This is a genomic window from Plantactinospora sonchi, from assembly GCF_036422035.1.
Lineage (GTDB): Bacteria > Actinomycetota > Actinomycetes > Mycobacteriales > Micromonosporaceae > Plantactinospora > Plantactinospora sonchi.
The window spans coordinates 389,416-415,170 of sequence record NZ_JAZGQK010000001.1 but is presented as its reverse complement, the minus strand read 5'-3'; the positions used below and the strand labels follow the sequence as shown (position 1 = coordinate 415,170).

General features: G+C 72.9%; 24 protein-coding genes. 15 read left to right on the top strand and 9 right to left on the bottom strand.

Going from position 1 to position 25,755, the window contains the following annotated elements:
- The first annotated feature begins 42 nt into the window (after positions 1 to 42).
- Positions 43 to 795, top strand: coding sequence for a cellulose binding domain-containing protein (locus V1633_RS01900; RefSeq protein WP_331212319.1), 753 nt, complete (start codon positions 43 to 45; stop codon positions 793 to 795).
- A 10-nt stretch (positions 796 to 805) separates the two neighbouring features.
- Positions 806 to 1,654, top strand: a complete 849-nt coding sequence (locus V1633_RS01895) for an ABC transporter permease (RefSeq protein ID WP_331212318.1) — start codon at positions 806 to 808, stop codon at positions 1,652 to 1,654.
- Between the two features lie 140 nt (positions 1,655 to 1,794).
- Here the strand turns inward: V1633_RS01895 and V1633_RS01890 are convergent, their stop codons facing one another.
- The 3 genes from V1633_RS01890 to V1633_RS01880 are packed head-to-tail and all read right to left on the bottom strand — an operon-like array spanning position 1,795 to position 3,718.
- Positions 1,795 to 2,535, bottom strand: coding sequence for a DUF3618 domain-containing protein (locus V1633_RS01890; RefSeq protein ID WP_331212317.1), 741 nt, complete (start codon positions 2,533 to 2,535; stop codon positions 1,795 to 1,797).
- Positions 2,532 to 3,035 carry a phage holin family protein gene (locus V1633_RS01885; RefSeq protein ID WP_331212316.1) on the bottom strand — a complete coding sequence of 168 codons (504 nt, stop codon included), beginning with the start codon at positions 3,033 to 3,035 and terminating at the stop codon, positions 2,532 to 2,534. The genes V1633_RS01890 and V1633_RS01885 overlap by 4 nt, the downstream gene beginning before the upstream one ends.
- The gene (locus V1633_RS01880) at positions 3,032 to 3,718 is read right to left on the bottom strand and encodes a hypothetical protein (protein ID WP_331212315.1); all 687 of its coding nucleotides are present in this window, start codon (positions 3,716 to 3,718) and stop codon (positions 3,032 to 3,034) included. The genes V1633_RS01885 and V1633_RS01880 overlap by 4 nt, the downstream gene beginning before the upstream one ends.
- Before the next feature lie 212 nt (positions 3,719 to 3,930).
- Here V1633_RS01880 and V1633_RS01875 point away from each other — a divergent pair, with 212 nt between their 5' ends.
- The 12 genes from V1633_RS01875 to V1633_RS01820 all read left to right on the top strand — a co-directional run bounded on the left by V1633_RS01875 (position 3,931) and on the right by V1633_RS01820 (position 17,457).
- A complete protein-coding gene (locus V1633_RS01875) occupies positions 3,931 to 4,125 on the top strand; it encodes a CsbD family protein (protein WP_331212314.1) in 195 nt (64 codons plus the stop codon).
- 164 nt (positions 4,126 to 4,289) lie between these two features.
- On the top strand, positions 4,290 to 5,366 hold the full coding sequence (locus V1633_RS01870) for a FecCD family ABC transporter permease (RefSeq protein ID WP_331212313.1): 1,077 nt from the start codon (positions 4,290 to 4,292) through the stop codon (positions 5,364 to 5,366).
- On the top strand, positions 5,363 to 6,511 hold the full coding sequence (locus tag V1633_RS01865; protein ID WP_331212312.1) for a FecCD family ABC transporter permease: 1,149 nt from the start codon (positions 5,363 to 5,365) through the stop codon (positions 6,509 to 6,511). Before V1633_RS01870 ends, V1633_RS01865 begins: the two co-directional genes overlap by 4 nt.
- Before the next feature lie 77 nt (positions 6,512 to 6,588).
- Positions 6,589 to 7,377, top strand: a complete 789-nt coding sequence (locus tag V1633_RS01860) for an ABC transporter ATP-binding protein (protein WP_331212311.1) — start codon at positions 6,589 to 6,591, stop codon at positions 7,375 to 7,377.
- Between the two features lie 117 nt (positions 7,378 to 7,494).
- On the top strand, positions 7,495 to 8,487 hold the full coding sequence (locus tag V1633_RS01855) for an ABC transporter substrate-binding protein (protein ID WP_331212310.1): 993 nt from the start codon (positions 7,495 to 7,497) through the stop codon (positions 8,485 to 8,487).
- 122 nt (positions 8,488 to 8,609) lie between these two features.
- Positions 8,610 to 9,797, top strand: coding sequence for an ATP-grasp domain-containing protein (locus tag V1633_RS01850; RefSeq protein ID WP_331212309.1), 1,188 nt, complete (start codon positions 8,610 to 8,612; stop codon positions 9,795 to 9,797).
- On the top strand, positions 9,794 to 11,620 hold the full coding sequence (locus V1633_RS01845; RefSeq protein WP_331212308.1) for an IucA/IucC family protein: 1,827 nt from the start codon (positions 9,794 to 9,796) through the stop codon (positions 11,618 to 11,620). Before V1633_RS01850 ends, V1633_RS01845 begins: the two co-directional genes overlap by 4 nt.
- The gene (locus tag V1633_RS01840) at positions 11,617 to 13,188 is read left to right on the top strand and encodes an IucA/IucC family protein (protein ID WP_331212307.1); all 1,572 of its coding nucleotides are present in this window, start codon (positions 11,617 to 11,619) and stop codon (positions 13,186 to 13,188) included. The genes V1633_RS01845 and V1633_RS01840 overlap by 4 nt, the downstream gene beginning before the upstream one ends.
- Positions 13,185 to 14,393 carry a type III PLP-dependent enzyme gene (locus tag V1633_RS01835; protein WP_456238631.1) on the top strand — a complete coding sequence of 403 codons (1,209 nt, stop codon included), beginning with the start codon at positions 13,185 to 13,187 and terminating at the stop codon, positions 14,391 to 14,393. Before V1633_RS01840 ends, V1633_RS01835 begins: the two co-directional genes overlap by 4 nt.
- Positions 14,394 to 14,440: 47 nt before the next feature.
- Positions 14,441 to 15,406, top strand: a complete 966-nt coding sequence (locus tag V1633_RS01830; protein ID WP_331212306.1) for an aldo/keto reductase — start codon at positions 14,441 to 14,443, stop codon at positions 15,404 to 15,406.
- Positions 15,407 to 15,649: 243 nt separating this feature from the next.
- Positions 15,650 to 16,177, top strand: a complete 528-nt coding sequence (locus V1633_RS01825) for a hypothetical protein (protein ID WP_331212305.1) — start codon at positions 15,650 to 15,652, stop codon at positions 16,175 to 16,177.
- 53 nt (positions 16,178 to 16,230) lie between these two features.
- On the top strand, positions 16,231 to 17,457 hold the full coding sequence (locus V1633_RS01820) for a bifunctional helix-turn-helix transcriptional regulator/GNAT family N-acetyltransferase (protein WP_331212304.1): 1,227 nt from the start codon (positions 16,231 to 16,233) through the stop codon (positions 17,455 to 17,457).
- Positions 17,458 to 17,507: 50 nt separating this feature from the next.
- Here V1633_RS01820 and V1633_RS01815 read toward each other — a convergent pair whose 3' ends face one another.
- The 4 genes from V1633_RS01815 to V1633_RS01800 all read right to left on the bottom strand — a co-directional run bounded on the left by V1633_RS01815 (position 17,508) and on the right by V1633_RS01800 (position 23,970).
- Positions 17,508 to 20,708, bottom strand: a complete 3,201-nt coding sequence (locus tag V1633_RS01815; RefSeq protein WP_331212303.1) for a S8 family peptidase — start codon at positions 20,706 to 20,708, stop codon at positions 17,508 to 17,510.
- 299 nt (positions 20,709 to 21,007) lie between these two features.
- Positions 21,008 to 21,916 carry a CU044_5270 family protein gene (locus V1633_RS01810; RefSeq protein ID WP_331212302.1) on the bottom strand — a complete coding sequence of 303 codons (909 nt, stop codon included), beginning with the start codon at positions 21,914 to 21,916 and terminating at the stop codon, positions 21,008 to 21,010.
- Positions 21,909 to 22,523: an RNA polymerase sigma factor gene (locus V1633_RS01805; protein WP_331212301.1), complete on the bottom strand. Its 615-nt coding sequence runs from the start codon at positions 22,521 to 22,523 to the stop codon at positions 21,909 to 21,911. The genes V1633_RS01810 and V1633_RS01805 overlap by 8 nt, the downstream gene beginning before the upstream one ends.
- Before the next feature lie 190 nt (positions 22,524 to 22,713).
- Positions 22,714 to 23,970, bottom strand: coding sequence for an erythromycin esterase family protein (locus V1633_RS01800; RefSeq protein WP_331212300.1), 1,257 nt, complete (start codon positions 23,968 to 23,970; stop codon positions 22,714 to 22,716).
- A gap of 85 nt (positions 23,971 to 24,055) precedes the next feature.
- Between V1633_RS01800 and V1633_RS01795 the strand changes: the two genes are divergently transcribed.
- Complete coding sequence (locus V1633_RS01795; RefSeq protein ID WP_331212299.1) at positions 24,056 to 24,247, top strand: DUF2795 domain-containing protein; 192 nt, start codon at positions 24,056 to 24,058, stop codon at positions 24,245 to 24,247.
- 30 nt (positions 24,248 to 24,277) lie between these two features.
- Here V1633_RS01795 and V1633_RS01790 read toward each other — a convergent pair whose 3' ends face one another.
- Positions 24,278 to 25,045: a VOC family protein gene (locus V1633_RS01790; protein ID WP_331212298.1), complete on the bottom strand. Its 768-nt coding sequence runs from the start codon at positions 25,043 to 25,045 to the stop codon at positions 24,278 to 24,280.
- Positions 25,045 to 25,614, bottom strand: a complete 570-nt coding sequence (locus V1633_RS01785; RefSeq protein ID WP_331212297.1) for a MarR family winged helix-turn-helix transcriptional regulator — start codon at positions 25,612 to 25,614, stop codon at positions 25,045 to 25,047. Before V1633_RS01785 ends, V1633_RS01790 begins: the two co-directional genes overlap by 1 nt.
- Between the last annotated feature and the right edge of the window lie 141 nt (positions 25,615 to 25,755).

Here is a 25,755-nt window from a genome sequence, read left to right as displayed (position 1 = left end):
GGCCGACCCGTGGCCGTCACCCGCGCTGTGGAGGGAAGGTAAGTGCAGAAGGTTCAGCAACGTCCGTCACGCACCCTGCCGGTCGCCGTACTCGACCTGCTGCTGGCCGGGGTGGCGGCCGTCCGTGGACTGGCGCGTCGAACGGTCCGGCTCTGGACGGGCCGGCGGGGGGACCGGTTCCTCGCCGTCGTGATCGTCACCGCCGCGCTCGCCGTGGTCACCGGCACCGGATTCCTCGTCGCCGCACTGCTGCGGGCACCGGACCAGCTCGCGCCGCTGGGTGTGGCCGCCCCGCCGAGCCCCAGCGCGGAGCCGGGCACCGACGGTGGGCGTACGCCGGGCGAGGCGAGTGCCACGCCGCCTGCCTCCTCGCCACTGCCTCCGGTGCCGGACCGGGCCCCGAACCCGCCCCGCGACGACTCGGACCCGACGCCGCCACCCCCGCCGCCACCGGTCGCGCTGGAGGCCAGCTACACGACCGAGAACGTGACCCTGCTCAACTACACCGCCGCGGTGACGATCACGAATCCGGGCAGAGGTCCGGCGCGCGACTGGACACTGGTGCTGACCCTGCCCCGGCAGACCCAGTCGGTCGGGGCGGTCGCCGGCGCGAAGGTGAGCCGGGACGGGGCGACCTGGACCTTCGTACCGGACGAGAAGACGCGTCGGGTCCCGGCCGGCGGTTCGGTGCAGGTGCGGTTCCGGGTCGACGGAGCGCTGTTGGACTCGGCGCCGACGGCCTGCACGGTCAACGGCCGCCCCTGCGAGCAGGCGCCGGAGTCGGCCGGCCGCTGACCGTCCACTGATGTCGCCGAGTCCGATCGAGATCGGCGCGCCGCTGGCCGTCGTACTGGTGGCGCTGGCGCTGCTCGGCGCGGGTGTGGTCGGCTGGGCCCGGCTCGGTGCCCCCGGGACGGTGCTGACCGCCGCCGGTCGGGCCACGGTCCAACTCGGCGTGGTCGCCATGGTGATCGTGCTGGTTCTCCGGTCCTGGTGGTCGGCCGGGGTGTTCATCCTGCTGATGTACGTCGTCGCGGCCGGCACCTCGGCCAGGAGGATCACCGGTGTCCCGGTCGGCCGGATCCTCGGCGCACCCGTCAGGCGCATCCTCGGTACGTCACGGGTCCTCGGGCGGCCCCGTACCGACGCCACCCCGGCGGACCGGATCTCGGCCGGCGGCTGGACGACGCTGCTGCCGATCGGGCTCGGCGTGGCCCCGGCGCTGGTCCTGCTCGTCGGCACCGGTGCGGTCCCGGCGACCCCGTTGGCCGTACTGCCCACCGCCGGCATCCTGGTCGGCGGCGCGATGACCGCGACCAGCCTGGCCGGGCGGCGGGCGCTCGACGAGCTGCGGACCCGACGGGGCGAGTACGAGGCCGGCCTCGCGCTCGGGCTGACCGACCGGGAGGCCGCCCTGGAGGTCTGCCGGACAACGGCCGGTCAGGCGTTGGTGCCGGCGCTCGACCAGACCCGGACGGTCGGCCTGGTGACGCTGCCAGGGGCGTTTGTCGGCGTACTGCTGGGTGGGGCCGGTCCGGTCCAGGCCGGTGCCACCCAGTTGCTCATCCTCGTCGCGCTGCTCGCGGTGGAGGCGGTGGCCATCGCCGCCACCGTCGAACTCGTCGCGGGTCAGCGGCTGACCCGACCCGACTGACCGGTGCCGGCCCCGGTCGGATCCGGCCCCGGCCCATGGCGCGCCGCCGTGGGCCGAGGCACGCCACCGATGGTGGGCGGCCGTCGAAAGGACCCCTTCCCATGCCGGCAACGGCGAGAAGGGGCCCTTGACGTACCAGTTCAGCGGCGGCGTACCTCGCCGGCCTTCTCCTGGGCCTGCCCGCGCACTTCCTGGGCGGACGAACGGGCCTGGTCACGCATGCCCGACACCTCCTGACCGGCCTTCGACCGCACCGACTGGGCCGCCTGCTGCGCCGGCTCGCGCAGGTTGTCCTGCGCCTGCCGGGCCACTCCGGTGGCCTGCTGCTTGATCTGGTCGATCTGGTCGGAGTGTTCGGAGATCTTGTTGCGCAGCTGACCCGCCATCCGGCGTTCCGGCGAGGACGGCGGCAGCATGGCGGAGGCGAGTACGCCGAGCCCGAAGGCGACCAGGCCGGCGGCGAGCGGATGCCCCTCGGTCTGCTGCCGGGTGCTCTGTCCCACCTGGTGCATCCGGTCGCTCGCCATCGAGGACGCGGCCGACAGCCGGGCCTGGGAGGTCTCCCGGGCGTGCTGCACCCCTTCCCGGGCGTGCTGGGCGCCGCCCATCACGCTCTCCCGGGCATGGTGGGTGCCACCCATCACGCTCTCCTTGGCGTGCTGGCTGCCGCCCATCACGCTCTCCCTGGCGTGCTGGCTGGTGCCCATCACCTTGTCCCGGATTCGCTGCCAGGTGCCCCGGGCCCGCCCCTGGACCTGCTCCTTCTGCCGCCGCGCGACGCTGCGCGGGTTCATCCGGTCGGTCAGGGCGTTCACGTTGTCGCCGAGGTCGTCCTGCGTACGCTCGATCTCGGCCCGGATCTGACTCGGATCGGTACTCATCGTTCTCCCCCCGATTGGCGATGTGTCTGACCGCGAACGGCGGCTGGGGTCCGCCGTACGGACTCGGCCGTCTGCGGCAGGGCGCGCAACTTGCTCGTCTGTCTACGCGCCACCGAGACGAGGACCACGGCGATCAGCGCCCAGACCCCCGCCACGACCAACGCGGCCAGGCCCTGGTCCATCACGTTCGCCAGCCCCCACCACGCGGCGTACGACAGGAACAGCAGCACCATCAGTCCGCCCAGGGCCGCGCCGCCGAACATGCCGGCGACGGTGGCCGCGGTCTTCGCCTCCTGGCGGAGCTCCACCTTGGCCAGTTGGATCTCCTGGCGGACCAGGGTCGACGTGTCGCGGGTGATCGAGGTGAGGAGTTCACCGATCGAGGCCTGCGCCGGCTCCCGCTCCCGGAACGGGGTCCGCAACGGATCCCGCTCCCGGTACGCGGTCTGCGTCGCCGTCTCCCGGTCGCCCCCGGCGCCCCGGCCGTCGGAGGCACTCATCGCCGTCCCTCCCGGGTCCGGCCGTCCCCGCTGGGCTCGTTCAGCCGCTGGCGCTCCACCTCACCCAGCATCCGCTGCGAGGGGTCGGAGAGCTGCTCGGGACGGGGTGGGTTGGACGGCATCGCCCCGTGCATGCCGTCCGGGTGGCCCTGGCCGCTCGGCTGCTGGTCTCCGCCGCCGCCCGACATGCCACCCCGGCTGCGGGTGAGCCGGCCGGCGAGGATCCCCGCCACCGCCGCCCCGGCCAGGAAGAGCCCGGGTTTACGGCGGGCGTAGTCGCGTACGTCGTTCAGCACGGTGCCCGGCTCGCGCTCGTCCAGCCACTGTGCCGCCTTCTGGACACGGTCGGCGGCCTGGCGTACCAGATCCGTTGCCATGCCGGGGTGCTCGGCCCGGTCGGACATCAACCGCAGCTGCTCGCCCAGGGTGCGCAGCCCGTCGGCAGCCCGCTGCTGCTGCGCGCCGGCCTGCTCCTTGATCTGGTCGGACGCCTGACCCATCAGGTTCTGCGCCTGTCGGCCGGCCTCCGCCGCGACGTCCCTGCCCCGGCCGGCCGCGTTCTGTGCCAGCCCACTGCCCGCCTGGGAGATCCGCTGACCAGCCTCGGCCGCGCCCTGTCGGGCGGCCTGGGTCTTCGACCCGAGGCCGTCGCCGGTCGAGCCGGCACTCGCTCTCTGCGTCATCACAGGCCCCTCAGCTCTACCACCATGGTCGGCGGAACTGCCGACGGGGCTGGCTACCCCGGGGTTCGGCAGTTATGCCCACCGTGGCGCCGACAGGCCGGCGGGGGAACCGCCGCCCATCGAACAGGTCGTTTCCCGGCGCTCACCAGCGGGCACTAACAGGGCAGCGATGTCGCGTGACGACGTCGGGACAACTGGAGGACACCATGGGCATGACGGACAAGATTCGGCACAAGGTGGAGGAAGTCACCGGCCTCGCCAAGGAGAAGACCGGGGACGCGACCGACAACGAGCGTCTCCAGGCGGAGGGCGCCACCGAGCAGACCGAGGCGAACGTCAAGCAGGCCGGCGACCACGTCGCCGACGCCGCCCGGGACGCCCGCGACGCACTCGGCGGCCGGCACTGACCCGGGACGCACTCGGCCGGCACTGATCCGGCACAGATCTCCGATGGGTGGGTGCCCTACCTCGGGCGCCCACCCTTCGTGGTCGGCTCGGCCGCCCCACGGCCCGTGATCAGAAAGCCCGACACCCAGGAAACCGCTGGTTAGGCATGGCTTATCTTACTTAGGTGTCCCTAACCACCCCGGCGTCGACGCCTACGACCCGGACCCCTCCGGCACCGGCCCGGCCGACCGTCGCCCGGCGCGGCGGCGTCGTGCTGGCACTGCTGGCCGTGGTCGTACTGGCCTGTCTCGCCAGTGTGCTGATCGGCGCCAAACACGTTGCGCCGGGCGAGGCACTGCGGGCGCTGACCGGCGACCGGAGCGGTGACGCACTGCTCGTGGCCGAACTGCGCTTTCCCCGTACGCTGCTCGGCCTGCTGGTGGGACTCGCGCTCGGGGTGGCCGGCACGTTGGCGCAGGAACTGACCCGCAACCCGCTCGGCGACCCCGGACTGCTCGGCGTCTCGGCCGGTGCCGCCCTGTCCGTCGCCGCCAGCATCGGCATCTTCGGCCTCACCTCGCCCTACCAGTACGTCTGGTTCGCCTTCCTCGGCTCCGCCCTGGCCGGCGCACTGGTGTACCTGATCGGCGGGGCGGCCCGGGGTTCGGTGCGCAGCGGCGGCGCGTCCCCGGTCAGGCTCGCGCTCGCCGGTGCCGCGGTCACCGCACTCCTGATCAACCTCACCCACGCGCTGGTGCTGCTGGACGTGCGGACCCTCGACCAGTACCGGATCTGGGCGGTCGGTTCACTCGCCGGCCGGGACGGTGCGCTCGCCGGCCAGCTCAGCCCGTTCGTCCTGGCTGGACTGCTGCTCACCGCGATCATCACGCCCCGACTGAACGCCCTCGCCCTCGGTGACGAGCTCGCTGGCTCACTCGGGGTACGCGTCGGCACCACCCGCCTGCTCGGCGCCGTCGCCGTCGTCGTGCTGACCGGTGCGGCGGTGGCCGCGGCCGGCCCGGTGACCTTCGTCGGACTGGTCGTACCGCACCTGGTGCGCACCTTCACCGGACCGGACCTGCGCTGGCTGCTGCCCGGGGCCGGGCTGGCCGGCGCGGCTCTGCTGCTCGGCGCCGACACCCTCGGCCGACTGCTCGACCACCCCGGCGAGGTGCAGGCCGGGGTGGTCACCGCCATGATCGGCGCACCGTTCCTGATCATCCTGGTGAAGCGCGGCAGGTTCCGGGAGTACCACCGATGACCGTCCCCACGGCCCCGGCGGAGGGCCGGACCCCGGGCGCACCGACGTCCGGGAAGACGGACCGGCGGACGCGGGATGTCGTACCGGCCCGGCGACGGTCGTCCCGGATCGGCTGGCAGACCGGTCCGTTCGGCGGGATCGTCCGGCCCCGGGTGGTCGGCGTACTCGCGGCCCTGGTCGGACTCGCCGCCGCCGGGCTGGTCGCCTCGGTGTCGATCGGCCAGTTCCCGATCCCGGTCGGCGACGTGGTCCGGGCCCTGACCGGCGCCGGTGGCGCGGACGCGGCCCTGATCGTCCGGGAACTGCGGCTGCCCCGGGCCCTCACCGGTCTGCTGGTCGGTGCCGCGTTCGGACTCGCCGGCGCGCTGATGCAGGCCGTCACCCGCAACCCGCTGGCCAGTCCCGACCTGATCGGCATCTCCGCCGGGGCGAGCACCGGCGGGGTGGCCGCGATGCTGATCGGCGGGGTGACCTCGGCCGGCGCGGGCTCGTACGCGAGTGTGCCGGTCGGCGCCCTCGTCGGCGCCGTCGTCGCGGCGGCCGTCTGCTACGGCATGGCGTTCCGGGACGGCGCCATCACCGGTTTCCGCTTCGTGCTGGTCGGCATCGGGGTGCAGGGTGCGCTCAGCGCGCTGACCAGTTGGCTGCTCGCCCGGGCCGACATCAACGAGGCGTCCCGGGCGATGGTCTGGCTGACCGGCAGCCTGAACGGGCGCGGTTTCGAACACGCCTGGTGGGCCGGGCTCGCCCTGCTGGTGACCGTACCGCTGGTACTCACCCTGATCCGGCCCTACCAACTGCTCCAGTACGGCGACGACACCGCCCGGGCGCTCGGGCTGCCGGTGGACCGGGCCCGGACGGTGCTGCTGCTCGCCTCGGTCGTACTGGCGGCGGTGGCGACCGCGGCGGCCGGCCCGATCGGGTTCGTGGCGTTGGCGGCGCCGCAGATCGCCCGCCGGCTCACCGGCACCGCGAACCTGCCGCTGTTGACCAGCGCTGTTGTCGGGGCGGCGCTGCTGCTCCTCGCCGACCTGGCAGCCCGGCTGGTACTCGCCCCGATCGAACTGCCGGTCGGGGTGGTCACCGGCGCGGTCGGGGCGCCGTACCTGATGTGGCTGTTGGCCCGGGCGAACCGGGTCGGCTGACGTCGAGGTGTTGACAGGGGGCCCTTCCTATACAGAGAACGATAAGAGGGGGCCCTTCCTTACTCCGGGAGGACTTGATGAGCGCGCTGCTGGGTAGCGGCCTCCGGCTGGCCTACGGGGAGCGGGTGGTGGCCGAGGGGTTCGACATCGCGCTGCCGGCGGGAAAGGTGAGCGCGCTGGTCGGGCCGAACGCGTGCGGGAAGTCGACGGCCCTGCGGGCGTTGGCCCGGCTGCTGACCCCGGTCGAAGGCACGGTCCTGCTGGACGGTGACCCGATCGCCGGTCTGTCGCACCGGGATCTGGCGCGGCGGCTGGCGCTGCTGCCACAGGCGCCGATCGCTCCGGACGGGATCAGCGTGCGGGACCTGGTGGCGCGGGGGCGTACCCCGCACCAGCACTGGTGGCGACAGTGGTCCCGGGCCGACGAGGAGATCGTGGACCGCGCGCTTACCGCCACCGGCACCCTGGAGTTGGCCGACCGGACGCTGGAGGAACTCTCCGGTGGCCAGCGGCAGCGGGTCTGGATCGCCCTGGCGCTGGCCCAGGACACCCGGGTGCTGCTGCTGGACGAGCCGACCACCTATCTCGACCTGGCCTACCAGGTGGACGTGCTGGAGCTGGTCGCGGAGCTGAACCAGCGGGACGGCACCACCGTGGTGATGGTGCTGCACGACCTGAACCATGCCTGCCGGTACGCCGACCATCTGGTCGCGATGCGGGCCGGTACGGTCGTCGCGGCGGGACCGCCGGCCGAGGTGGTGACACCGGAGCTGGTCCGCGAGGTGTTCGGACTGGACTGTCGGATCATCACCTGCCCGGTCGCCGGCACCCCGATCGTCGTACCGGAGGGACGACCCCGGCGCTGAGCAGGCGGTGGGGGCGCGCCCCGGGGCCGGGAGGTGGATTTCCGTCTGCCGGCCGGTAAGGATAACCTAACCACGAAATAGGAGAGCCTTACCTTAGTACGGAATGAGGAACGACAGATGCGTCGACTCGTACGCGGCCGTGGGATGGCCTTCCGGCTCGTGGTCAGCCTGACCGGGTTGACCCTGGCCGTCGGGCTGTCGGCCTGCGGCTCGTCAGATCCGGGGGCGGGCGGCGACGCCGGTCAGACCGGTACGGCGGCCGGCTGGCCGCGTACGGTCGCCCACGACAAGGGCAGCACGGAGATCAAGGCCAAGCCGCAGCGGATCGTGGCACTGGACAACAGTCTGGTGGAGGCGGTCGTCCTGCTCGACCGTCCGCTGGTCGGCGGCATCGCCAGCTACCGCAACCAGAAGACGTTCCCGGACTACCTGGGTGACGCGGTCAGGGACACCCGGGACATCGGCCCGCTGGACAACCCCAACCTGGAACTGATCGCCTCGCTCCGACCCGACCTGATCGTCTCGGCCACCGTCCGGCACGACGCGCTGTACGACAAGCTCTCCGCGATCGCCCCGACCGTCTTCGTCGCCACCACCGGTCCGATCTGGAAGGACAACCTGACGCTGCTCGGCAAGGCCCTCGGCGAGGAGACCCGGGCCGCGCAGGAACTCACCCGCTACGAGGCACGGGCCAGGCAAGTCGGCGAGGAGATCAACACCAAGGCCGGCAACCCGACGATCTCGGTGGTCCGGTTCGTCGACGGCCCGACCCGGCTGATGGCGAAGGCGTCGTTCATCGGCATCATCCTGGCCGACGCCGGACTCCGGCGCCCCGCCGGGCAGGACAAGGACGAGTTCGCCACCGAGATCAGCGAGGAACAGATCGAACTGGCCGACGCCGACCACGTTTTCGTCACCACCTACTCCGGCGGTGAGGACTACCGGCAGCGGTTCGAGGCCAACCCGCTGTGGAAGCGGCTCTCCGCCGTACAGCAGAACCGGGTGCACGAGGTCAAGGACGAGCTCTGGATGACCTCGGTGTCCGTACAGGGGGCGCACTTCGTCCTCGACGACCTGGCCAGCACCTTCCAGATCGACCCGGCCAAGTAGCGCCGGACGCGTCGGGTCCCCGGAGTCCGGTTCCGTCGACGCTCACCCTGACCGTCCTGTCGACGGTTCCGTCGACCCGACGTGCCTGACGGACCGGTGACCCAGCCGGAGGAGGCCTGTCCGTGCGGCTCTACCTGACCGCGCTCAACCCGACCGACGCGGTGCTCGACGGCTTCCTGCCTGGCGCCGCCCGGCTCGGGCTGCCGGTGACCGTGCTGACCGACCAGCCGTCGCGCTGGCCGGATCCGCCCGGAGTCACGGTCACCGGCGTCGACGTGCGGGACGTCCGGGCCGTGGTGGACGTGGTGCAGTCGGCCGAACCGCCGACGGCCCTGCTGTCCAACAGCGACCACCTGCAGACACCCACCGCCCTCGCCGCCGACTATCTCGGGCTGCCCGGCAAGGACTGGCGGGCGACGCTGCGGTGCAAGGACAAGCGACTCACCCGGCGTACCCTCGCCGACGCCGGACTGGACACCGTGGCCGCGGTCGCGCTCGGCCCGGACGACGACCCGGACCTGGCCCGGGACGTGCCGTTCCCGGCGGTGGTCAAACCCCGGGAGGGGGTGGCGAGTGAGGACGTCTACCTGGTCGCGGACCGGGCCGACCTGCACCGCCGGGTCACCGAGATCCGGGGCCGCCGGCCCGGCCTGCCGCTGCTGGTCGAGGAGTACCTGGCCGGCGACCTGCACACCCTGGAGACGCTCGGCGACGGACGCAGCGTGACGGTGCTCGGCGCCTGGCGGACCGACCTCGGCCCGCCGCCGACCTTCATCGAGGCCGGCCTCGACTGGGCCCCGAGACTGCCGCAGCCGGTGTCCGACCAGGTGCTGACCCAGCTCGCCGCGCTCGGCGTCGGATTCGGTGCCTGCCACACCGAGTTTGTCGTCGCCGACGGCCGGGCCCGGATCATCGAGGTCAACTACCGGCTGATCGGCGACCGGATGGACCTGGTCCTCGCCGAACTGCTCGACACCCCGCTCTTCGAGTACGTCATCCGGGTGCACGCCGGCGAACCGTTGCCGACCCTGCCCGACCCGGTACGGGTGGCCCGGCACGCCCGGGTCGAGTACGTCTGCGCCGACCGGTCCGGCACCCTGGTCAGCGCGCCGGACCGGCTGGACGTGGTCGCCCCGGACGGCGTCCGGCTCGGCATCCGACCGCTGCGCCGGCTCGGCGTGACCGCGCCGCTGACCCGGACCAACCGCGACTACCTGGCGGCGTTGCACGCGATCGGCCCCGACGCCGCGACCGTCACCGGCGCGCTGCGCGACCTCCGGGCCGCCCACCACTGGGAGATCCAGGGATGAACTCCGGGCAGACGCCACCTCCCGGCACGCCGGTCGGTGCGGACGACGCCGAACAGCTGGTGTTCCAACGGGTGCTCGACGCCCTGCTCCGGGAGGACCACCTCGGCCTGTGGCGCAACGGCCGGCCGGACGGTCCGGACCGGTGGCTGACCCGTACCCCGGTTGTCCGGTTGCGGATACCGGTCCGGCCCGACGGCTTCCAGCACCCGGTCCGCAGCGCCGGCCCGGAACTGACGGTGCTGCCGCAAACCGGCCCGGAGCGGCCGGTCCGGACCCTCGACGGGCTGCTCGACCTGCTGGCCCCGACCGACGACCCGGAGGCCGAGGCCGGCTGGGCGGACTTCCGCGCCGAGTGCCGGGCCGACCTCGCCGCGCGGCGGCTCGCCGCCCGGACCGCACCCCGGGTGTACGCACAACTCCGCACCGCCCGAGGTCCCGTCCCGGACGGGATGGCCGGGGCGCTGCGCGACGACGTACTGGCCGCCCGGACCGATCATCCGGTGTACCCGACCAGCCGCTGCCGGTACGGCCTCGACGAGGAGGAACTGCTCCGGTACGCACCCGAGCACGCCCCCACCTTCGTCCTGCGCTGGACACCGGTGCCACGTACCGAGTTGACGCTGACCGGACAGTTGCCGGCCTGGTGGCCGGCCGCGCGGTCGCCGGACACCGTGCTGCTGCCGGTGCACCCGCTCACCGCCGCCCGGTACGACCTGCCGGTGGTCGACGACGCGCCCGACGTACCCGTCCGGCCGACCCTGTCGATGCGGACGGTGGCCCTGGTCGACGACCCGGACCTCCGGCTGAAGCTGCCGCTGCCCACCGCCACCCTCGGTGCCCGCAACCGTCGGACCATCGCGCCCGGCACCCTGGCCGACGGCGCCGCGCTGCAGCGGTTGCTCGACCGGATCGCCGCCGCCGAACCGGCCTTCGCCGGTCGGATCCTGCACGCCGACGAGAGCTGTCACGGGCAGGCCGGAGGCGACGGCGTCCGGGCGTTCCTGCTCCGCCGCTTCCCGAGCGGACTGGCCGGCTGCCGGGTGGTGCCGGTCGCCGCGCTGGCCGCCGTCGACCCGGACGGTGGCACGGTGGCGCAGCGGGTCGGCGGGCCGGATCCGCGTCCGCTGCTCGACGCCTACCTGGACCTGCTGCTCGACTGGCACGGTCACCTCTGGTTGCGGCACGGCATCGCCCTGGAGGCGCACCAGCAGAACATCCACCTGGTGCTCGATCCGGCCGATCGGGAGGGCGTCGGCCTCCGGCTGCTCTACCAGGACAACGACGGCGCCCGGCTGGCCCCGCGTCCCGGGGTGGAGCTGCGGGACGCCCGGATGTGGGTCACCGATCCGGGTGAGCTGGCCGACGTCTTCAGCACGATCACCCTGCACCTGGCGGCCGCTGCGCCGCTGCGCGACCTCGCCGGGCACGGCCTGCCGGTGCCGTCGCCGGGTGCCGCCCTGCGCCCCCGGCTGACCGCGACCCGGGACCGCTGGGCCATCGGACCGGCGGGATTCCCGGGCGACGACGCTTCCGCCGGCGCTCCGGTCGGCATCCGGGGTGGCGACGAACCAGCCGGGGCCGGTGGCCAGCGGGCCGACGAACCGGCCGGGGCCGGTGGCCAGGGTGGCGACGAGCCGGGCGGTGGCTGGGACGTGGCGGCGGCCGCCCGGATGCTCACCGAGCGGGTGCTGGACGCCGACCGGCTGCCGGTGAAGGCGATGGTCACCGCCGGCACCCTGCTGCCGAAGACCCGGACCGGCTGCGCCGACATCAACAAGTACTACCGGCGTACCGGGCCCAACTATCTGCGGCCGGACCGATGACCGCCGCGGTGTCCCGGTCCGCCGCCGATCTCGCCAGCGCGCACACGCTGCTCGGTTGTGTCGCACGGGAGGTCGCCGGGCCGGACCGGCAGGCCAGCCTCGCCGACGGGTACGCGCTGGTCCGGCTGGCCCGCACCGACGTACTGCTGCGCTGTGCGGTGGCCCGGGTGTCGATGGTCGGCACCCACCGGTACGCCGGACCGGTGCAGCGGCTCTCCGCCGGCGCCTGGGCCGACGTCGACGCCGTCGACCTCGCCGGACTGGTCGCCGCCGAGTTGGCCCGACGTACCGGCCGGGACAACCCGGAGTTCGCCGCGCAGGTCACCGCCAGCCGGGATGCCCTGGACCGGGTGCTGCGGCTGCGTCCGCCCGCCGATCCGGCACCGACCGGCGACCCGGCGATCGACTCCTACGTGGACTCCGAACAGTCGCTGGTGTACGGGCATCCCCGCCACCCCACTCCGAAGTGGCGCACCGGTGACGTGGCGGCGTGGAACGCGTACGCCCCGGAGCTGCGGACCAGCCTGCGGCTGCGGTGGCTGGCCGTACCCCGCTCGCTGCTCGCCGAGGCCGGACCGTTCGACGCGCTGGTCGGGGTCCTCGACCCGCCGGCCGCCCCGGCCGGGTACGCCGCACTGCCGGTGCACCCGTGGCAGTTCACCCTGGCCGGACCGCTCGACCACCGGCTGCGCGACCTCGGCCCCGGCGGTGCCGTGCTGCGGCCGACGGTGAGCGTCCGCACGCTGTACGCGCCGACCGCCGACCTGTTCGTCAAGACCAGCCTGCACGTGCGGATCACCAACTGCCTGCGCAAGAACGCCCGCTACGAGCTGACCGGTGCGGTGGCGCTGACCCGGCTCCTCGGCCAACTGCCGCTGCCGCCGGGGGTCGCCCTGCTGCCCGAGCCGGCGTACCGGACGGTCGACCTGCCAGGGCTCGACGAGACGTACGGGGTGATCCTGCGCGGTGGGGTCGGTCCGCACCTGGCCGGTGGCGGGACGCCGTCGGTCGCCGCCGCGCTGGCCGCCGGGCCGCTCGACGTACCGGATCCGGTGGGCTGGTGGAGCGCCTACGTACGACTGCTGGTGCCGGCGGTGCTCGAACTCTGGTGGCGGCACGGGGTGGTGCACGAGGCGCACCTGCAGAACGTGGTGGTGGTCCTCGACCGGGACCGGTGGCCGGTCCGGATGCTGCTGCGCGACCTGGAGGGGGTCAAGCTCGACGTCCGCCGCCGGGCCGACTGGCTGGCCGGGTTGCCGGCGTCCGTCGGCTACCGCCCGGAGCAGGCGTTCCAGCGGGTCGCCTACTGCCTGTTCGTCAACCACCTGGTCGAGTTGGCCGGTGCCCTCGCCGACGCCCGTCCGGGGGTCGAGCCGGCGCTCTGGGCGGTGGTCCGCCGGGTGGTCGTCGAGACGTCGGCCGGACTCGGCGACCCGGCGCCGCTGCGCGCCCTGCTCGCCGGGGAACCGCTGCCGGCGAAGGCGAACCTGCTGCTGCGCTGGCGGCGTGCCGCCGACCGGGACGCCGACTACCTGCCGTTTCCCAACCCGATCGGAGAACGCTGGTGAGCGATCCCGTCCCCGACGGCAGCGGCGGGCCGCCGTGGTCCGGGTTCCCGTCGACCGGGCACGGCAGCCCTCGGCCGGTCTACCACTACGACCTGGGCGGGCTGGCCGAGCACGTCGCGGCGGTCCGGGCCGCGTTGCCGGCCGGGGTCGAGCTGCTGTACGCGATGAAGGCGAACCCGGATCCCGCGATCCTGCGCACCCTGGCGCCGTACCTCACCGGGTTCGAGGTGGCCAGCGGCGGGGAGCTGCGGCACCTGGCCGAGGCGCTGCCGGGTACCGTACCGGCCGCGTTCGGCGGACCGGGCAAGACCGACAGCGAGCTGGATGCCGGTCTCGCCACCGGGGTACGTCGCTTCCACGTCGAGTCCACGACCGAACTGCGTCGGCTCGCCCTGCTCGCCACGGCCCGGGGCACCGTCGCCGACGTGCTGCTCCGGGTGAACCTGCCGTTCGCCGCCGAGGGCGCGGCGCTGGTGATGGGGGGTCGTCCCGGCCCGTTCGGGATGTCCGCGGAGCAGGCGCGGGAGTGTGTCGACCTCGGTCTGCCCGGGGTCCGGGTCCGGGGTGTGCACGCTCACCTCGGCAGCGGGCTCGCCGCGCCGGCCGCCGCCGACCTGGCCCGGGCGGTCGTCGGCTGGGCGGTCGGTGAACTCGACGCCGCCGAGGTCAACGTCGGGGGCGGGATGGCGGTCGACTACGCCGACCCGACGGCCCGCTTCGACTGGCCCGGCTACGGCGCCGCGCTCGGCGATCTGCTCGCCGAGTTCCCGGGGCGGGTGCTGCGGATCGAGCCGGGCCGCGCGCTGACCGTCTACTGTGGCTGGTACGTGACCGAGGTGCTGGACGTGAAACGGTCCGGCGACGAGTGGTTCGTGGTGGTCGTCGGTGGCACCCACCACCTGCGTACCCCGGCGGCGAAACAGCATTCCCAGCCGTTCCGCGTCCGGTCCCGCGCGCGGTGGTCGCCGCCGTACCCCCGACCGGTCACCGGCTCCGGCCCGCTGACCATCGTCGGGCAGCTCTGCACTCCGAAGGACGTGCTGGCCCGGGTGCCGGACGCGGCCGCCCTGCCGGCGCCCGGCCGGATCGCGGTCGGCGACACCATCGTGTTCGGCATGGCCGGGGCGTACGCCTGGAACATCAGTCACCGGGACTTCCTGCTGCACGACCCGCCGCTGTTCCGGTACGACCGACCGGAGCACTGACCGCCCGCTACCCTCGGTCGTGCAGAGGATCATGAGGTGGAGGACAAGTGCGCTACCGCGAGTTGGGACGCAGTGGGCTGTCGGTCTCCGAGATCGGCTACGGCGCGTGGGGCATCGGCGAGTCGGCCTGGGTGGGTGCGACGGAGGACGAGTCGGTACGTGCCCTGCACCGGGCCATCGACCTCGGCGTGAACCTCGTCGACACCGCCCGGGGCTACGGCGAGAGTGAGCGGATCGTCGGCCGGGTGGTCCGCGAGCGGGCCGGTAACGAGGTACTGGTCGCGACGAAGGTGCCGCCGAGAAACGGGCTCTGGCCGGCTCCCGGCGGGCTGGACCCGGCCGAGACGTTTCCGGGCGGACACATCCGGGAGAGCCTGGAGACCAGTCTGCGGGCCAGCGGCCTGGACCACTTCGACGTGCTGCAGTTCCACGTCTGGAGTGACGACTGGGTGGGCCGGGGTGACTGGCTGGAGACGGTCGTCGAGCTGAAGCGGGAGGGCAAGATCCGGCTGTTCGGCGTCTCCATCAACGACCACGAGCCGGACAACGCGCTCGCGCTGGTCCGCAGCGGCGCGGTCGACAGCGTGCAGGTCATCTACAACATCTTCGACCAGGCGCCGGCCGACACGTTGCTGCCGGCCTGTCAGGAGCACGGCGTCGGGGTCATCGTCCGGGTGGCGCTGGACGAGGGCGGCCTCACCGGTCAGGTCACCGCCGACACGACGTTCCCGGCGGGCGACTTCCGTAACCGCTACTTCCGCGACGACCGGCCGGCGGAGGTGGAACGTCGGGTCGCCGCGATCGTCGCCGACCTCGGCATCACCACCGAGCAGATCGCCGAGTACGCGCTGCGGTTCGTGCTGAGTTCGCCGGCGGTCTCCACGGTCATCCCCGGCATGCGGTCGGTCCGCAACGTCGAGCGCAACGTGGCGGTGAGCGACGGCCGGCCCCTCACCGCCGACCAGCTCGCGATCCTGGCCCGGCACCGCTGGCTGCGGAACTTCTACAGCTGACGGGGGCGGGACCGTCCCGCTCGGGTCGGCTCGGCCCTGCTCGACTCGGGTCGGGTCGGCCCTGCTCGACTCGGGTCGGGTCGGCCCTGCTCGACTCGGGTCGGGTCGGCCCTGCTCGACTCGGGTCGGGTCGGGTCGGGTCGGGTCGGCCCTGCTCGGCTCGGGTGCCGGGGAACCGGCCGGGCCGGGCCGGCGTCGTACCAGGGCGAGCCGGGTCTGGTGCCGGCTCTCGGGGAGGACGGCGTGGAAGCTTCTCCGGTGCAGCGACGGCCGTGGACCGCGGTGTTGGCCGGGACGGTGGCCGTGGTCATGGTCGGCGTGCTCGGCGTACTGCTGTGGGACCGCGGTGACCTGATCTCGTCCGGGTCGTCCGCCGACGAGCCGTACTACGGCAGCACGGCCGAGCTTGAGGAGAGCGCCGACGTCATCGTCCGGGGCGACATCGTCGACACCCGGGAGCACTCCGACCGGGGTTGGCGGGAGGTCACCGCGACGATCCGGGTCGCCGCGGTGGCCAAGGGCGAGGTGGCGGTCGGCACGACCGTCGAGGTCTCGTACGCCCGGCCGGGTTCGGGGCCGGAGACCCCCGAGGAGCTGGACCCGGCCGGTGGCGAGTACGTCTTCCTGCTGGCCCTCTGGCCGGAGGGCGGGTCGAGCCTGGTCAACACCTCGCAGGGTTACTACCGGATCTCGGACGGTCGGGCGGTCGCCACGAAGGACAACCCGGTGCCGCTCGGCCCGGAGGTCCGGCAGCGACTCGGCCTCGGCTGAATCGTCCTCTCGGCTGACCCGCACTCGACACTTCTCTGACTAAAGTCAGAGGAATGTCGACGCTGCGCGAACAGGCCGCCCTGGTCCGCGACTTCAACCGCTACTACTCCCGACGGGTCGGGCTGCTCACCGACCGCTATCTCGGCCAGGCCCGCCCGCTCAGCGAGGCCCGGCTGCTCTTCGAGATCGGCACCGGTGCCGACGTACGAGACCTGCGGAGCCGGCTCGGCTGGGACTCCGGTTACCTCAGCCGCTCGCTCCGCTCACTGGAAGCGCAGGGGCTGATCGAGCTGCGTCCACACCAGACCGACGGACGCGTCCGGGTGGCCGGACTCACCGAGGCCGGCGGAAAGGAACTCGCCGAACTCGACCGACTCTCCACCGCCCGCGCCGTCGAACTGCTCGAACCACTCAGCCCCGGGCAGCGGGACGAGCTGATCGCGGCGCAGCGGCAGGCCCGCCGGCTGCTGCGGCTGGCCGCCGTCACGATCGAGGTCGTCGAGCCCGACTCGGCGATCGTCCGGCACTGCCTCCAGGCGTACGCCGCCGAGCTGGCCGTCCGGTTCCCCGAGGGCTACGACACCGGGGCGCTGGTCGCCGGTGCCGAGGTCGACGGCGAGCGCGGCGCCTTCCTGGTCGCGTACGAACACGGCCAGCCGGTCGGCTGCGGCGCGGTACGAACCGACGCCCCCGGCGTCGGCGAGATCCGCCACCTCTGGGTGCACGCCGACGCGCGTGGGCTGGGGCTGGGCCGTCGACTGCTGCGGGAGCTGGAACGGCAGGCGGAGGTACGCGGCCTGCACACCGTGCGGTTGGGCACGCACCGGGTGCTGACCGAGGCGGCGACGCTCTACCACTCCTCCGGCTACCGCCAGATCCCGCCGTACGACAACTCGCCGTACAACCATCTGGCCTTCGAACGGGTGCTGGTCGGCGGCGACCGGCTGCCCTCACTCGACGGCCGCGGTTTTCGGGCGGTCGCCGAGGTGGCCGGCGGCGAGGTCGACACCGCGACCCGGTTCGACTACCGGGAGCGGGACGGGGAGATCTCCGCGACGTACGCCGGGGGTGCGATCCGGACCGGGCACCTGGTCGGCACCCGGGACGGGAACACCCTGGACTTCCGCTACGTGCAGCTCAACCGCTCCGGGGAGACGTCGAGCGGGCACTGCGTGTCGACCGTGTCCCGACTGCCGGACGGGCGGCTCCGGCTCGACGAGACCTGGTCCTGGGAGTCCCGGGACGGCTCCGGCACCAGCGCCGTCGAGGAGGTGCGGTAGGCCACGCCGCCCGTGCTCCACCGGGTGGAGCACGGGCGGCGGGCTTCCCGTCATTTCAGCCCGTAGGCCCGGATGATGGTCTGGCGTTGAGCGTTGCCGTCGGGGTCGGTGACCACGGAACGCAGCGAGACGAACTCCGCGCCGGCCGGGTGGTCGACGGTGACCGCCCACTGGCTGTGGTCGCCCCTGACCCTTGCCGGTTTCCAGCTCCTGCCGTCGTCGTAGGAGACCTCGACGACCGGGGTGGAGACCTGGCCCGAGGTGTCGCTGCCGTTGCGCTGCACCGAGACCGGGATGGTGAACGGCTTGCCGACGGGTGCGGCGTTGTGGTCGTCGAGATCCGGCGCGTACCGCACCGCGAGCAGCGGCAGGTAAACGGCGTGCAGGGGATCGTCGTTGCGCTGCGAGGCGAACGTCCACTCGACGTCGATCCGGGTGGACAATCGGGCGTAGCCGGACCGGTCGGCGGTGGTTCGGAGCGTGTACACCGCCCGTTCCGGCCCGACCTCGAACACGCCACGGACCGCCTCGTCGGACTCCCCGATGACCTCACCGTCGCACAGCAGTTGGGTCTTCCCGGGCAGGATGAGGTCACCCCAGCGGCCTCGGCCCTGGTCGGAGACGAGCGACTGATGGAGGTACAACTGGTCCTGGCCTCGGAACGAGGCTCCGCCCCCGTACCGGGCGCCGGCCATCGCGGGCCCGAACACACCGACGTTCCAGCGTACGGTGGTGGTCCTGTTCCGGGGGAAGACCATCGGTGTGTACTGCGTGAACTGGGCACGGATCTCGCCGTCGATGACCTCGTTGAAGGTACGCAGGTCCCACGGCACGTCCGGGGTGTAGTACTCGGTCAGGGCGCCGGGCAGGGGGACGGCGACGGCGAACTCGCGGAGCCCGGTCGCGCCGGGTGTGCTCGTGGCGTGCTCGGCGCGGACCTGGGCGAGGTCCTGTCGCCGGTCGTTCCACCCCGGCGTGCGGGGGATCCCGTTCCTGGCGCGTTTCAGCTGGTAGAGGTAGGGGCTGTTGTCGAACGTCTGGCCGTTCCACTTCGCCATCAGCGTCTCGACGGTGAAGGTGAAGTCGTCGTGGCGGGTGGTCGACGGTTTGACGGTCACGTCGGGGAGTTGCCCGGCCGGTACCAAGGTCGTCGCGGCGACGGGGCCGCGTCCGTTCCCGAGCTCGCGGGTGTACTCGAGCCGGGTCTGGACGTGCCGGGCGGTCGGGTCGTCGATCGTGATGTCGACCGGCACCGTTTCGCGGGCGTCGTAGACCACCTCGGTGTCCCGGGTGACCATGAACGTCGGCTCGGCGAAGTCCGCCAGGCGCCCGGTCTCCCGGTCCGAGATGAAGCCGGTGTAGGTGTATTCCCCGCGCGGCAGGCGGAGGGTGATCGGGCCGGTGGCGAAGCCCTTGTAGATGTTGATGTGGTCGATTGGGACGAACCGGTAGCGGTACTCGTCGGCCGGCGTCCCGTCGTGACCGATCGCGTTCACGGTGACGTCGTAACTCTCGACCTCCCGGCTCACCGCGACCGGTGTACGGACCGCACCACCACCGTTCGACGGGGTCGCGCTGACCACGCCGGTGAAGGCGCCGGTGGGTCCGTCGAAGGTGGTGTCGGCGGTGACGGTGGTGGCCGCCTGGCCACCGGCCGGCACGGTCAGCGTCGAGGGGGCGAAGGTGAACATCCCCTCCGGTGCCGGGGACCGGTCCTCGCTCCGGACATCGGCCGCGAGGTCGAGCGTGATCGGGCTGGTGCCGAAGTTGGTGTAGGTGAGAGTTCTGCTGATCGGCGCGTTGTCGTGGTGCGGCCACTGCACGGTGCCCAGGTTCAGGTTCGTCGGTGCGGCGACCACGGTCGTCCCGAGGGCCGCGGCGAGGTCGACCCGGCCGGTACCCTGCTCGAAGATCGTCAGCCCGTCCGTCGGGGCGGCGCTGCCCATGAGCGCGGCCTTGAGCTGGTCCGCTTTCCAGTCCGGGTGTGCTCCGGCGAGGATCGCGGCCGCGCCGGCGACGTGCGGGGTGGCCATCGAGGTGCCGGACAGCGGCATGTGGCTCTGCCCCGGCTCACCGAGCCCGCTGTTCCTGGCCCGCGCCGCGGTGATGTCGACGCCGGGCGCGGTGATGTCCGGTTTGATCCCGCCGTCCCCGATCCGGGGGCCGCGTCCGGAGAACTCCCACAGCTCGTCGTCGCGGTTGACCGCACCCACGGTCAGGGCGGCGTCAGCCGTGCCCGGCGACTCGATGATGGCCGGGTCGTTGCCCGCGGCGACCACGAACAGCGTGCCCGTGCTGGCGGTGAGTTCGTTCACCGCCTGCGACACCGGATCCGTGCCGTCGCTGGGGCCGCCGCCCAGGCTCATGTTCACCACATCGGCGCCCTGCGACGCGGCCCACTCCATGCCCGCGATGACCGAGGACTCGTTTCCGGAGCCGTCGTCGCCGAGCACCTTCGCGTTGAGGATCCGGGTGTCCGGCGCGACTCCCCGGAACCGGGCGTCCCGGCCGGTGACGATCGACGCGACGTGGGTGCCGTGCCCGTGCCGGTCGTCGGGACTGGCGCCGCCGGTGAAGTCGTTCGCGCCCACCACCGCGTCGGCGAGGTCCGGGTGCTCGGCGTCGATCCCGGTGTCCAGCACCGCGACCGTGGTACCCGCGCCGGTGTGCCCGGCACTCCACGCCGCCGGCGCACCGATCTGCGGCACCGAGTGCTCCAGCGAGGCCCGCACCCGCCCGTCGAGCCAGACACGCTCGGCGCTCCGAGCCGTCGGCCAGTACGCGGCGGAACGCTCCACGGAGACGGCCGTCACGCCCACGTCCGGCAGCACCCGGCTCACCCGGGCGGCGGCGCTGCGCGGCGTCGGCCCGGCGTAGTCGACGATCAGCGGCAGCCGGGCGGCCGTGGCGTCGTCGAAACCGGAGTCGACCAGCTCGGTGACGTTGAACAGCCGCGGGTCCAGCCGGCCCGCTTCCAGGAGGGCCTGCGCGTCCTCGGGCACGACGTTCGTGTCACCCCGTTCGTCGGTGTACGAGTGGAACACCAGGTGTTCCCGCCCCTTCGCCGCCCGTACGTTCACCACCCGGCTACCGCTGACCGTCACGGTGTCGCCGGTCAGCAACGTCACGGTCGCGCTCGCGGGGGCGAGCCGCAGCGCCGGCACAGGGCTGGCCACCGCCTCCGGCACGACCGCCCCGGACGCCGCCGTGACGACGACCAGTAGCGCCGGCAGCGTCGTTCTTCTTCGCATCACCATCTCCTAGCTGTTGTCCGACAAGGGGGTTCATTCGGTGGTGGTCACGGCCGCCTGTCGACGACCGGGAGTTGGGCCGTAGGCGACCCGCGACCGGCAGCGCCGGCGGGATCACCCCCCGGGCGTCGGCGCGGACCCGGACCTCCGGCCGGTGGTCGAGGCCGGGGACCCTTCAGAGCCGGGGGCCGGCCCGCCGCAGACACCACAGTGGACAGTCGGGGCCGACATCCGTCGGTTCGACGAGAGTTCGGCTGGGCGGGCCGCGATCTGGCGGCCCGCCCGGGGCGCGACGCGGGTCAGGCGGTCTGATCGACTTCGTCGACGACGGCAAGGACCAGCACGGCGGACGTTTCCGAGACGCCGAGGAAGGCGTAGGTCTCGGGGTGGAAGACGAGGACGATCTCGCCCGATCCGTTCGTCGACGGCCAGGCGATCCCGATACCTGACCGGCCCGCGCCGTCCCTGACGTTCTCGACGGCGCGCAGACCCGGCACCGCAGCCGCCGCTTCGTACAGCGCAGCCCGCGACTGCGGTCGGAGATAGCCTCCGGCGAGTTGGAGCACGTCCTTGCCGATGGAGTTCACCGAGCCGGGTACGCCGCTCGCGTGCTCGACCAGATACGCCCGCATCGCCGTCGCGTCGACGGGCAGATCGGGGCGGTACGCGGGCCGCGGACTGCACGGCTCGGTCCGGCCCGGAACCACCCGGCCGCCCTTCACCATAGCCGCCCGCCCGTTGCGGCAGCCCGGGATCACCGCCTCCATGCCGTCTCCGCCCTCGCCCTCCCTGACCAGGCCGTTCCGGGTCCCGTCCACCGACAGCCAACTCTCCCGCGTCGCCTGGCCCTCCTGGCTGCGGGAGTAGATGAACTGGTCGGGCCCGGGGGTGACGTCGGGCGTCCGGAGCGCCGCGGCCGCCGCGTGCCGCAGCACCTGGCTGGCGTCGGCCCGGGCCGCCGGCACGCCACCGCCGATCGGGTCCGGGGCGAGTACGACCACCGAGGCGACCGCCGCCGCCACACCGGCCGCCGCCACACCGCCGAGGACGACCCGCCAGCCCCGTCGGGCCGAGCGCCGGGCAGTCATCGGCGGGGCGGACGGGGCGGTCATCGCGGCCAACAGCCGGTCGCGAGGGGCGGCCAACTGTTCGGGGGTGGCCGGCGGCACCTCCTGGCCGAGCCGCCGGAGCAGCCGCATCTCATCCATTGCTCAGTGCCTCCTCGATCGTGCTGGTGAGACCGCCACCCAAGGCCTGGCGGAGCAGCCTGCGGGCGCGGTTGAGTCGTGAGCGCACGGTGCCGACCGGGATCGTCAGCGCGGCGGCCACCTCGTCGTAGGTCAGCTCCTCCCAGGCGACCAGCAGCAGCACGTCACGATCGCCGGTGGAGAGTTCGGCCAGGGCGGCGAGCAGACTCCGGCGCAGCGACTGCGCGGTGACCGCGCTGGTGACCCGGTCGGCGTGCGACGCCTCGGTCGTCGCCGGCACGTACGCCTGCCGCAGCCGGTACTCGCGCGCCTCCTCGCGTCGGTGCTGGCTGACCGTGTTGGTGGCGATCCCGTACAGCCATGGCCGGGCGTCCGGGTGGGCGGTGTCGAACCGTTCCCGACGGCGGAACGCCGCCAGGAACGTTTCGGCGACCAGGTCGTCCGCGATTTCGGCACCGAGCCGCCTCGCCAGGTAGCGATGGATGTACGGCGCGTGCCTATCGAAGATCGCCGCGAAGCTCTCGGGTTCCCGGACGGACCGCTCGATCACCGCCGCGTCCGTCAGCGCGCCGACGTCGGCGGTTCTGCCTCGTCTCAAACGATTCATGCACGACCTCTCGCGGACCCGGGAACCGTCACCTGTTATCCGCAGGCCGCACGAAAACGGTTCACGGGCCGGGCGCTCGCTCCTCCTGGACCAGAGGACACATTCGCGCGCCGCGGCCCGCGCCACCAGTTGCCCGGCGACCGGATCCCTCATCGAACACGGCCACCGAGCCGACGTCGCACCCGGTCGGCTAGACCCCGGACGGGTACGTCTCCAGCTCGCCGGGCATGACCGTGGCCGGCAACGGATGCAGGGCCGTGGTGTGGTCACACCAGACGAAGGCGTCGTAGCGGTCGCCGAGTCGGGTCGGCACGTAGTTGCCCCACGCCTCGAACGACGGGTCGTAGACCACGCCGATCGCCCGGTGGTCGGCCTCCTGCACCAGCCAGTCCGGCCGGTCGCCGTGCGACAGGATCAGCAGCGCCCGGTCCGGGAGCAGGGTGTGCAGCCGTTCCTCCAGCGACCCGGCCCGGGCCGGCGGCGCGGTCATCACCTCGTGTGGCGCACCCCAGCGCGGCGCGGCGACCACCGTGCCCTCGTAGCTGCCGAAACCGACGAGGACAACGTCGTCCGCGCCGTATCGTTCGCGGGCGAGCTGCCCGATGTTGACCATTCCGCCCGGTGACATGTCGGTGGCCCGGGCGTCGCCGACGTGCGTGTTGTGCGCCCAGACCACCGCCTTCGCGTCCGGGCCGTACCGCTCCAGCAGCCGGTCCAGGGTCTCCGCCATGTGGGTGTCCCGGACGTTCCACGACTGCGGCCCGCCACCGACCATCGCCCGGTAGTACTTCTCCGCCCCGGCGACCACGGCCGCGTTCTGCCAGGCCGAGAAGCTGCCGGCACCGTCCCGGGCGGCCCGTTCCCGGGTACGCGCCAACAGCCGTACCACCTCGTCCTCGCAGCGGGCCGAGACGAACCGGCTCGCCACCCCGTACTCCTCGATCCGGCTGCCGTACGGCTCGAAGCAGCGGTACGCCTCGGCGGCGGCCTCCAGCGTCACCGGGTCCTCCTCGCCGAGGTAGTCGAGGATGGACTGCATCGACTCCCAGAGGCTGTAGACGTCGAGCCCGTGGAAGCCGACCCGCTCCGGTACCGGCTGGTCCAGGTTCCAGGCGCGCAGCCACCGGCAGAACCGGGACACCTCGGCGTTCGACCACATCCAGGTCGGCCAGCGGACGAAACGTTCCAGGGCGCTCTGCGGGTCGGCCTCGCCGCCGGGCGCGGCGGTGACCGACCGGTTCACCAGGTCACAGTCCGGCCAGTCGCCCTCCACCGCCACGAACGAGAACCCGCGCTCGACGATCAGCCGGCGGGTGATCTGTTCCCGGATCCGGTAGTAGTCGTAGGTGCCGTGGCTGGCCTCACCCAGCATCACCACCCGGGCGGAGGCGATCCGCTCCAGCAGCGGATCGAAGTCGCTCGGCGCCCCGAGCCGCTGAACCAACATGTCCGCGGCTACCCGGCCACCGCGGCGGACAAACGCGCGGTGAGCCGTCCGCATACGGCCGGACGGCCGGGGTATCTCCCCCGGCATGAAACTGGACGCGATGGAGTTGCAGGAGTACCTCTCCGGCCTGGACTATCCGGCGTCGAAGGAGGATCTTGTCCGGTGGGCCCAGGAGACCGGTCTCGACACCGAGACCCTGCAGTTGCTGCGTTCCCTTCCCGTCGACCAGTTCCAGTCCCCGAACGACGTCGGCGACGCGATCATCGAACTCTCCTGAGCGTGGCACGGCGGGGCCGCCAAAGCCGGCTCAGCCCGCGCGGCGGATCCGCTCCAGCTCCTCGGCGTTCGCCAGGGCGTCCCGCAGGCGTACCCGGTCCGGTTCGGTCAGCGGAACCGCCCGGGCCCGGACGAGCAGCGCGTCGGCGGTCTGCCCGTCGTCGAGCCTGATCGCGAGTTCGGCTCGGTAGACCAGTGCCTCGACCTGTTCGACCACGGTCGCGGACGCCTCGTGCCGGGCCAGGGTGGCGTCCAGGATCCGGGCCGCCTGCCGGTGGTCACCCTTGCCCTCGCCGAGCGGGATCGCGCTGCGCAGCGCCTCGCCGAGCCGGCCGACCGGCTCCTCCCCGGGTTCCGAGGCTGCCCCGTCGGGCTGCGGGTGCGACCCGGGACCGGCGTCGGCCGGCGCGGCGGCCTGGAAGATCCGGATCCAGTTGCCGCCCGGGTCGACGATGCTGAACCCGGAGAGGTTGCCGGTGTTGCGGCGGCGCCGGGGCCGGGTCATCCGGGGGATGCCGGCGACCAGCAGTTTGCCGTACGTCGCCCGCATGCCCTCGGCGAACGCCCGGTGGATCACCTCGACGTCCGGGACGTACACCAGGCAGGAGCCGTACGACTGGACCGGGTCGAAGTCCGGCATGCCGAAGAAGTGCAGGTCGAGATCCTCCCGCCGTAACGCCACGTACGGGTTCGGCCGCATCTGCCGGTACGTCACCTCGAAGCCGAGGGTTCGGTAGAAGTCGGCGGTCTCGTCGATGGAGCCACAGGGCAGCAGCGGGACCGTACGCTCGCCAGCCATCACAAGTCCCGGTCAACTGGTCCGGTGACGTTGTCACCGGATGAACCGGCAGCGCCGTCGGTCGGACCGACCCCGTCACCGGGTGGATCCACACCGTCGTCGGAGGGGTCGGCACCGCCGCCGGACGACCCGGTTCGAAGTCGCTGGCCGAGGTCGCGGAGGGTTCCGGTGGCGGCCCGGAGGGTCGCCGGGTCGAGCCCGGCGGTGATCCGGTTGGCCCACTCGGCCTGGCGGCGCTCGACGTCGCGCAGCGCCCGCCGCCCGCGCGGAGTCAACACCATCAGCCTCGCCCGCCGGTGCCGGGGATTCTCCGCGAAACTGACCAGACCGTCCCGGGCCAGCGCCTCGGCTGTCTGCCGGACGCTCTGCCGGGCCAGCCCCATCGCCCGGGCGACGTCCGCCACCGTCCCCGGCTGGTGGTCGATCACGCCGAGCACCTGCCACCGGGCGCTGGTCAGGCCGGCCGGGCGCCCCAGTTCGTCACCGGCGCCGAGCAGCAGTCCGTTCAGCCGGAAGACCTCGACAAGAAGGTCGGAGAAGGCGGTACCCGAGTCGGTCAGCTCGGTCATGCCGGCAAGTCTGCCAAGTTGACAGGTACCTGTCAATTCATCGCGGCCCATGCCGCACACCCGGCTGGTAGCGTTTCCGGTACGGCGCGCAGGTCGCCACCGGTCCGCGGAAAGGGCAGAGCCCACCTGCCCGGCAGCAGC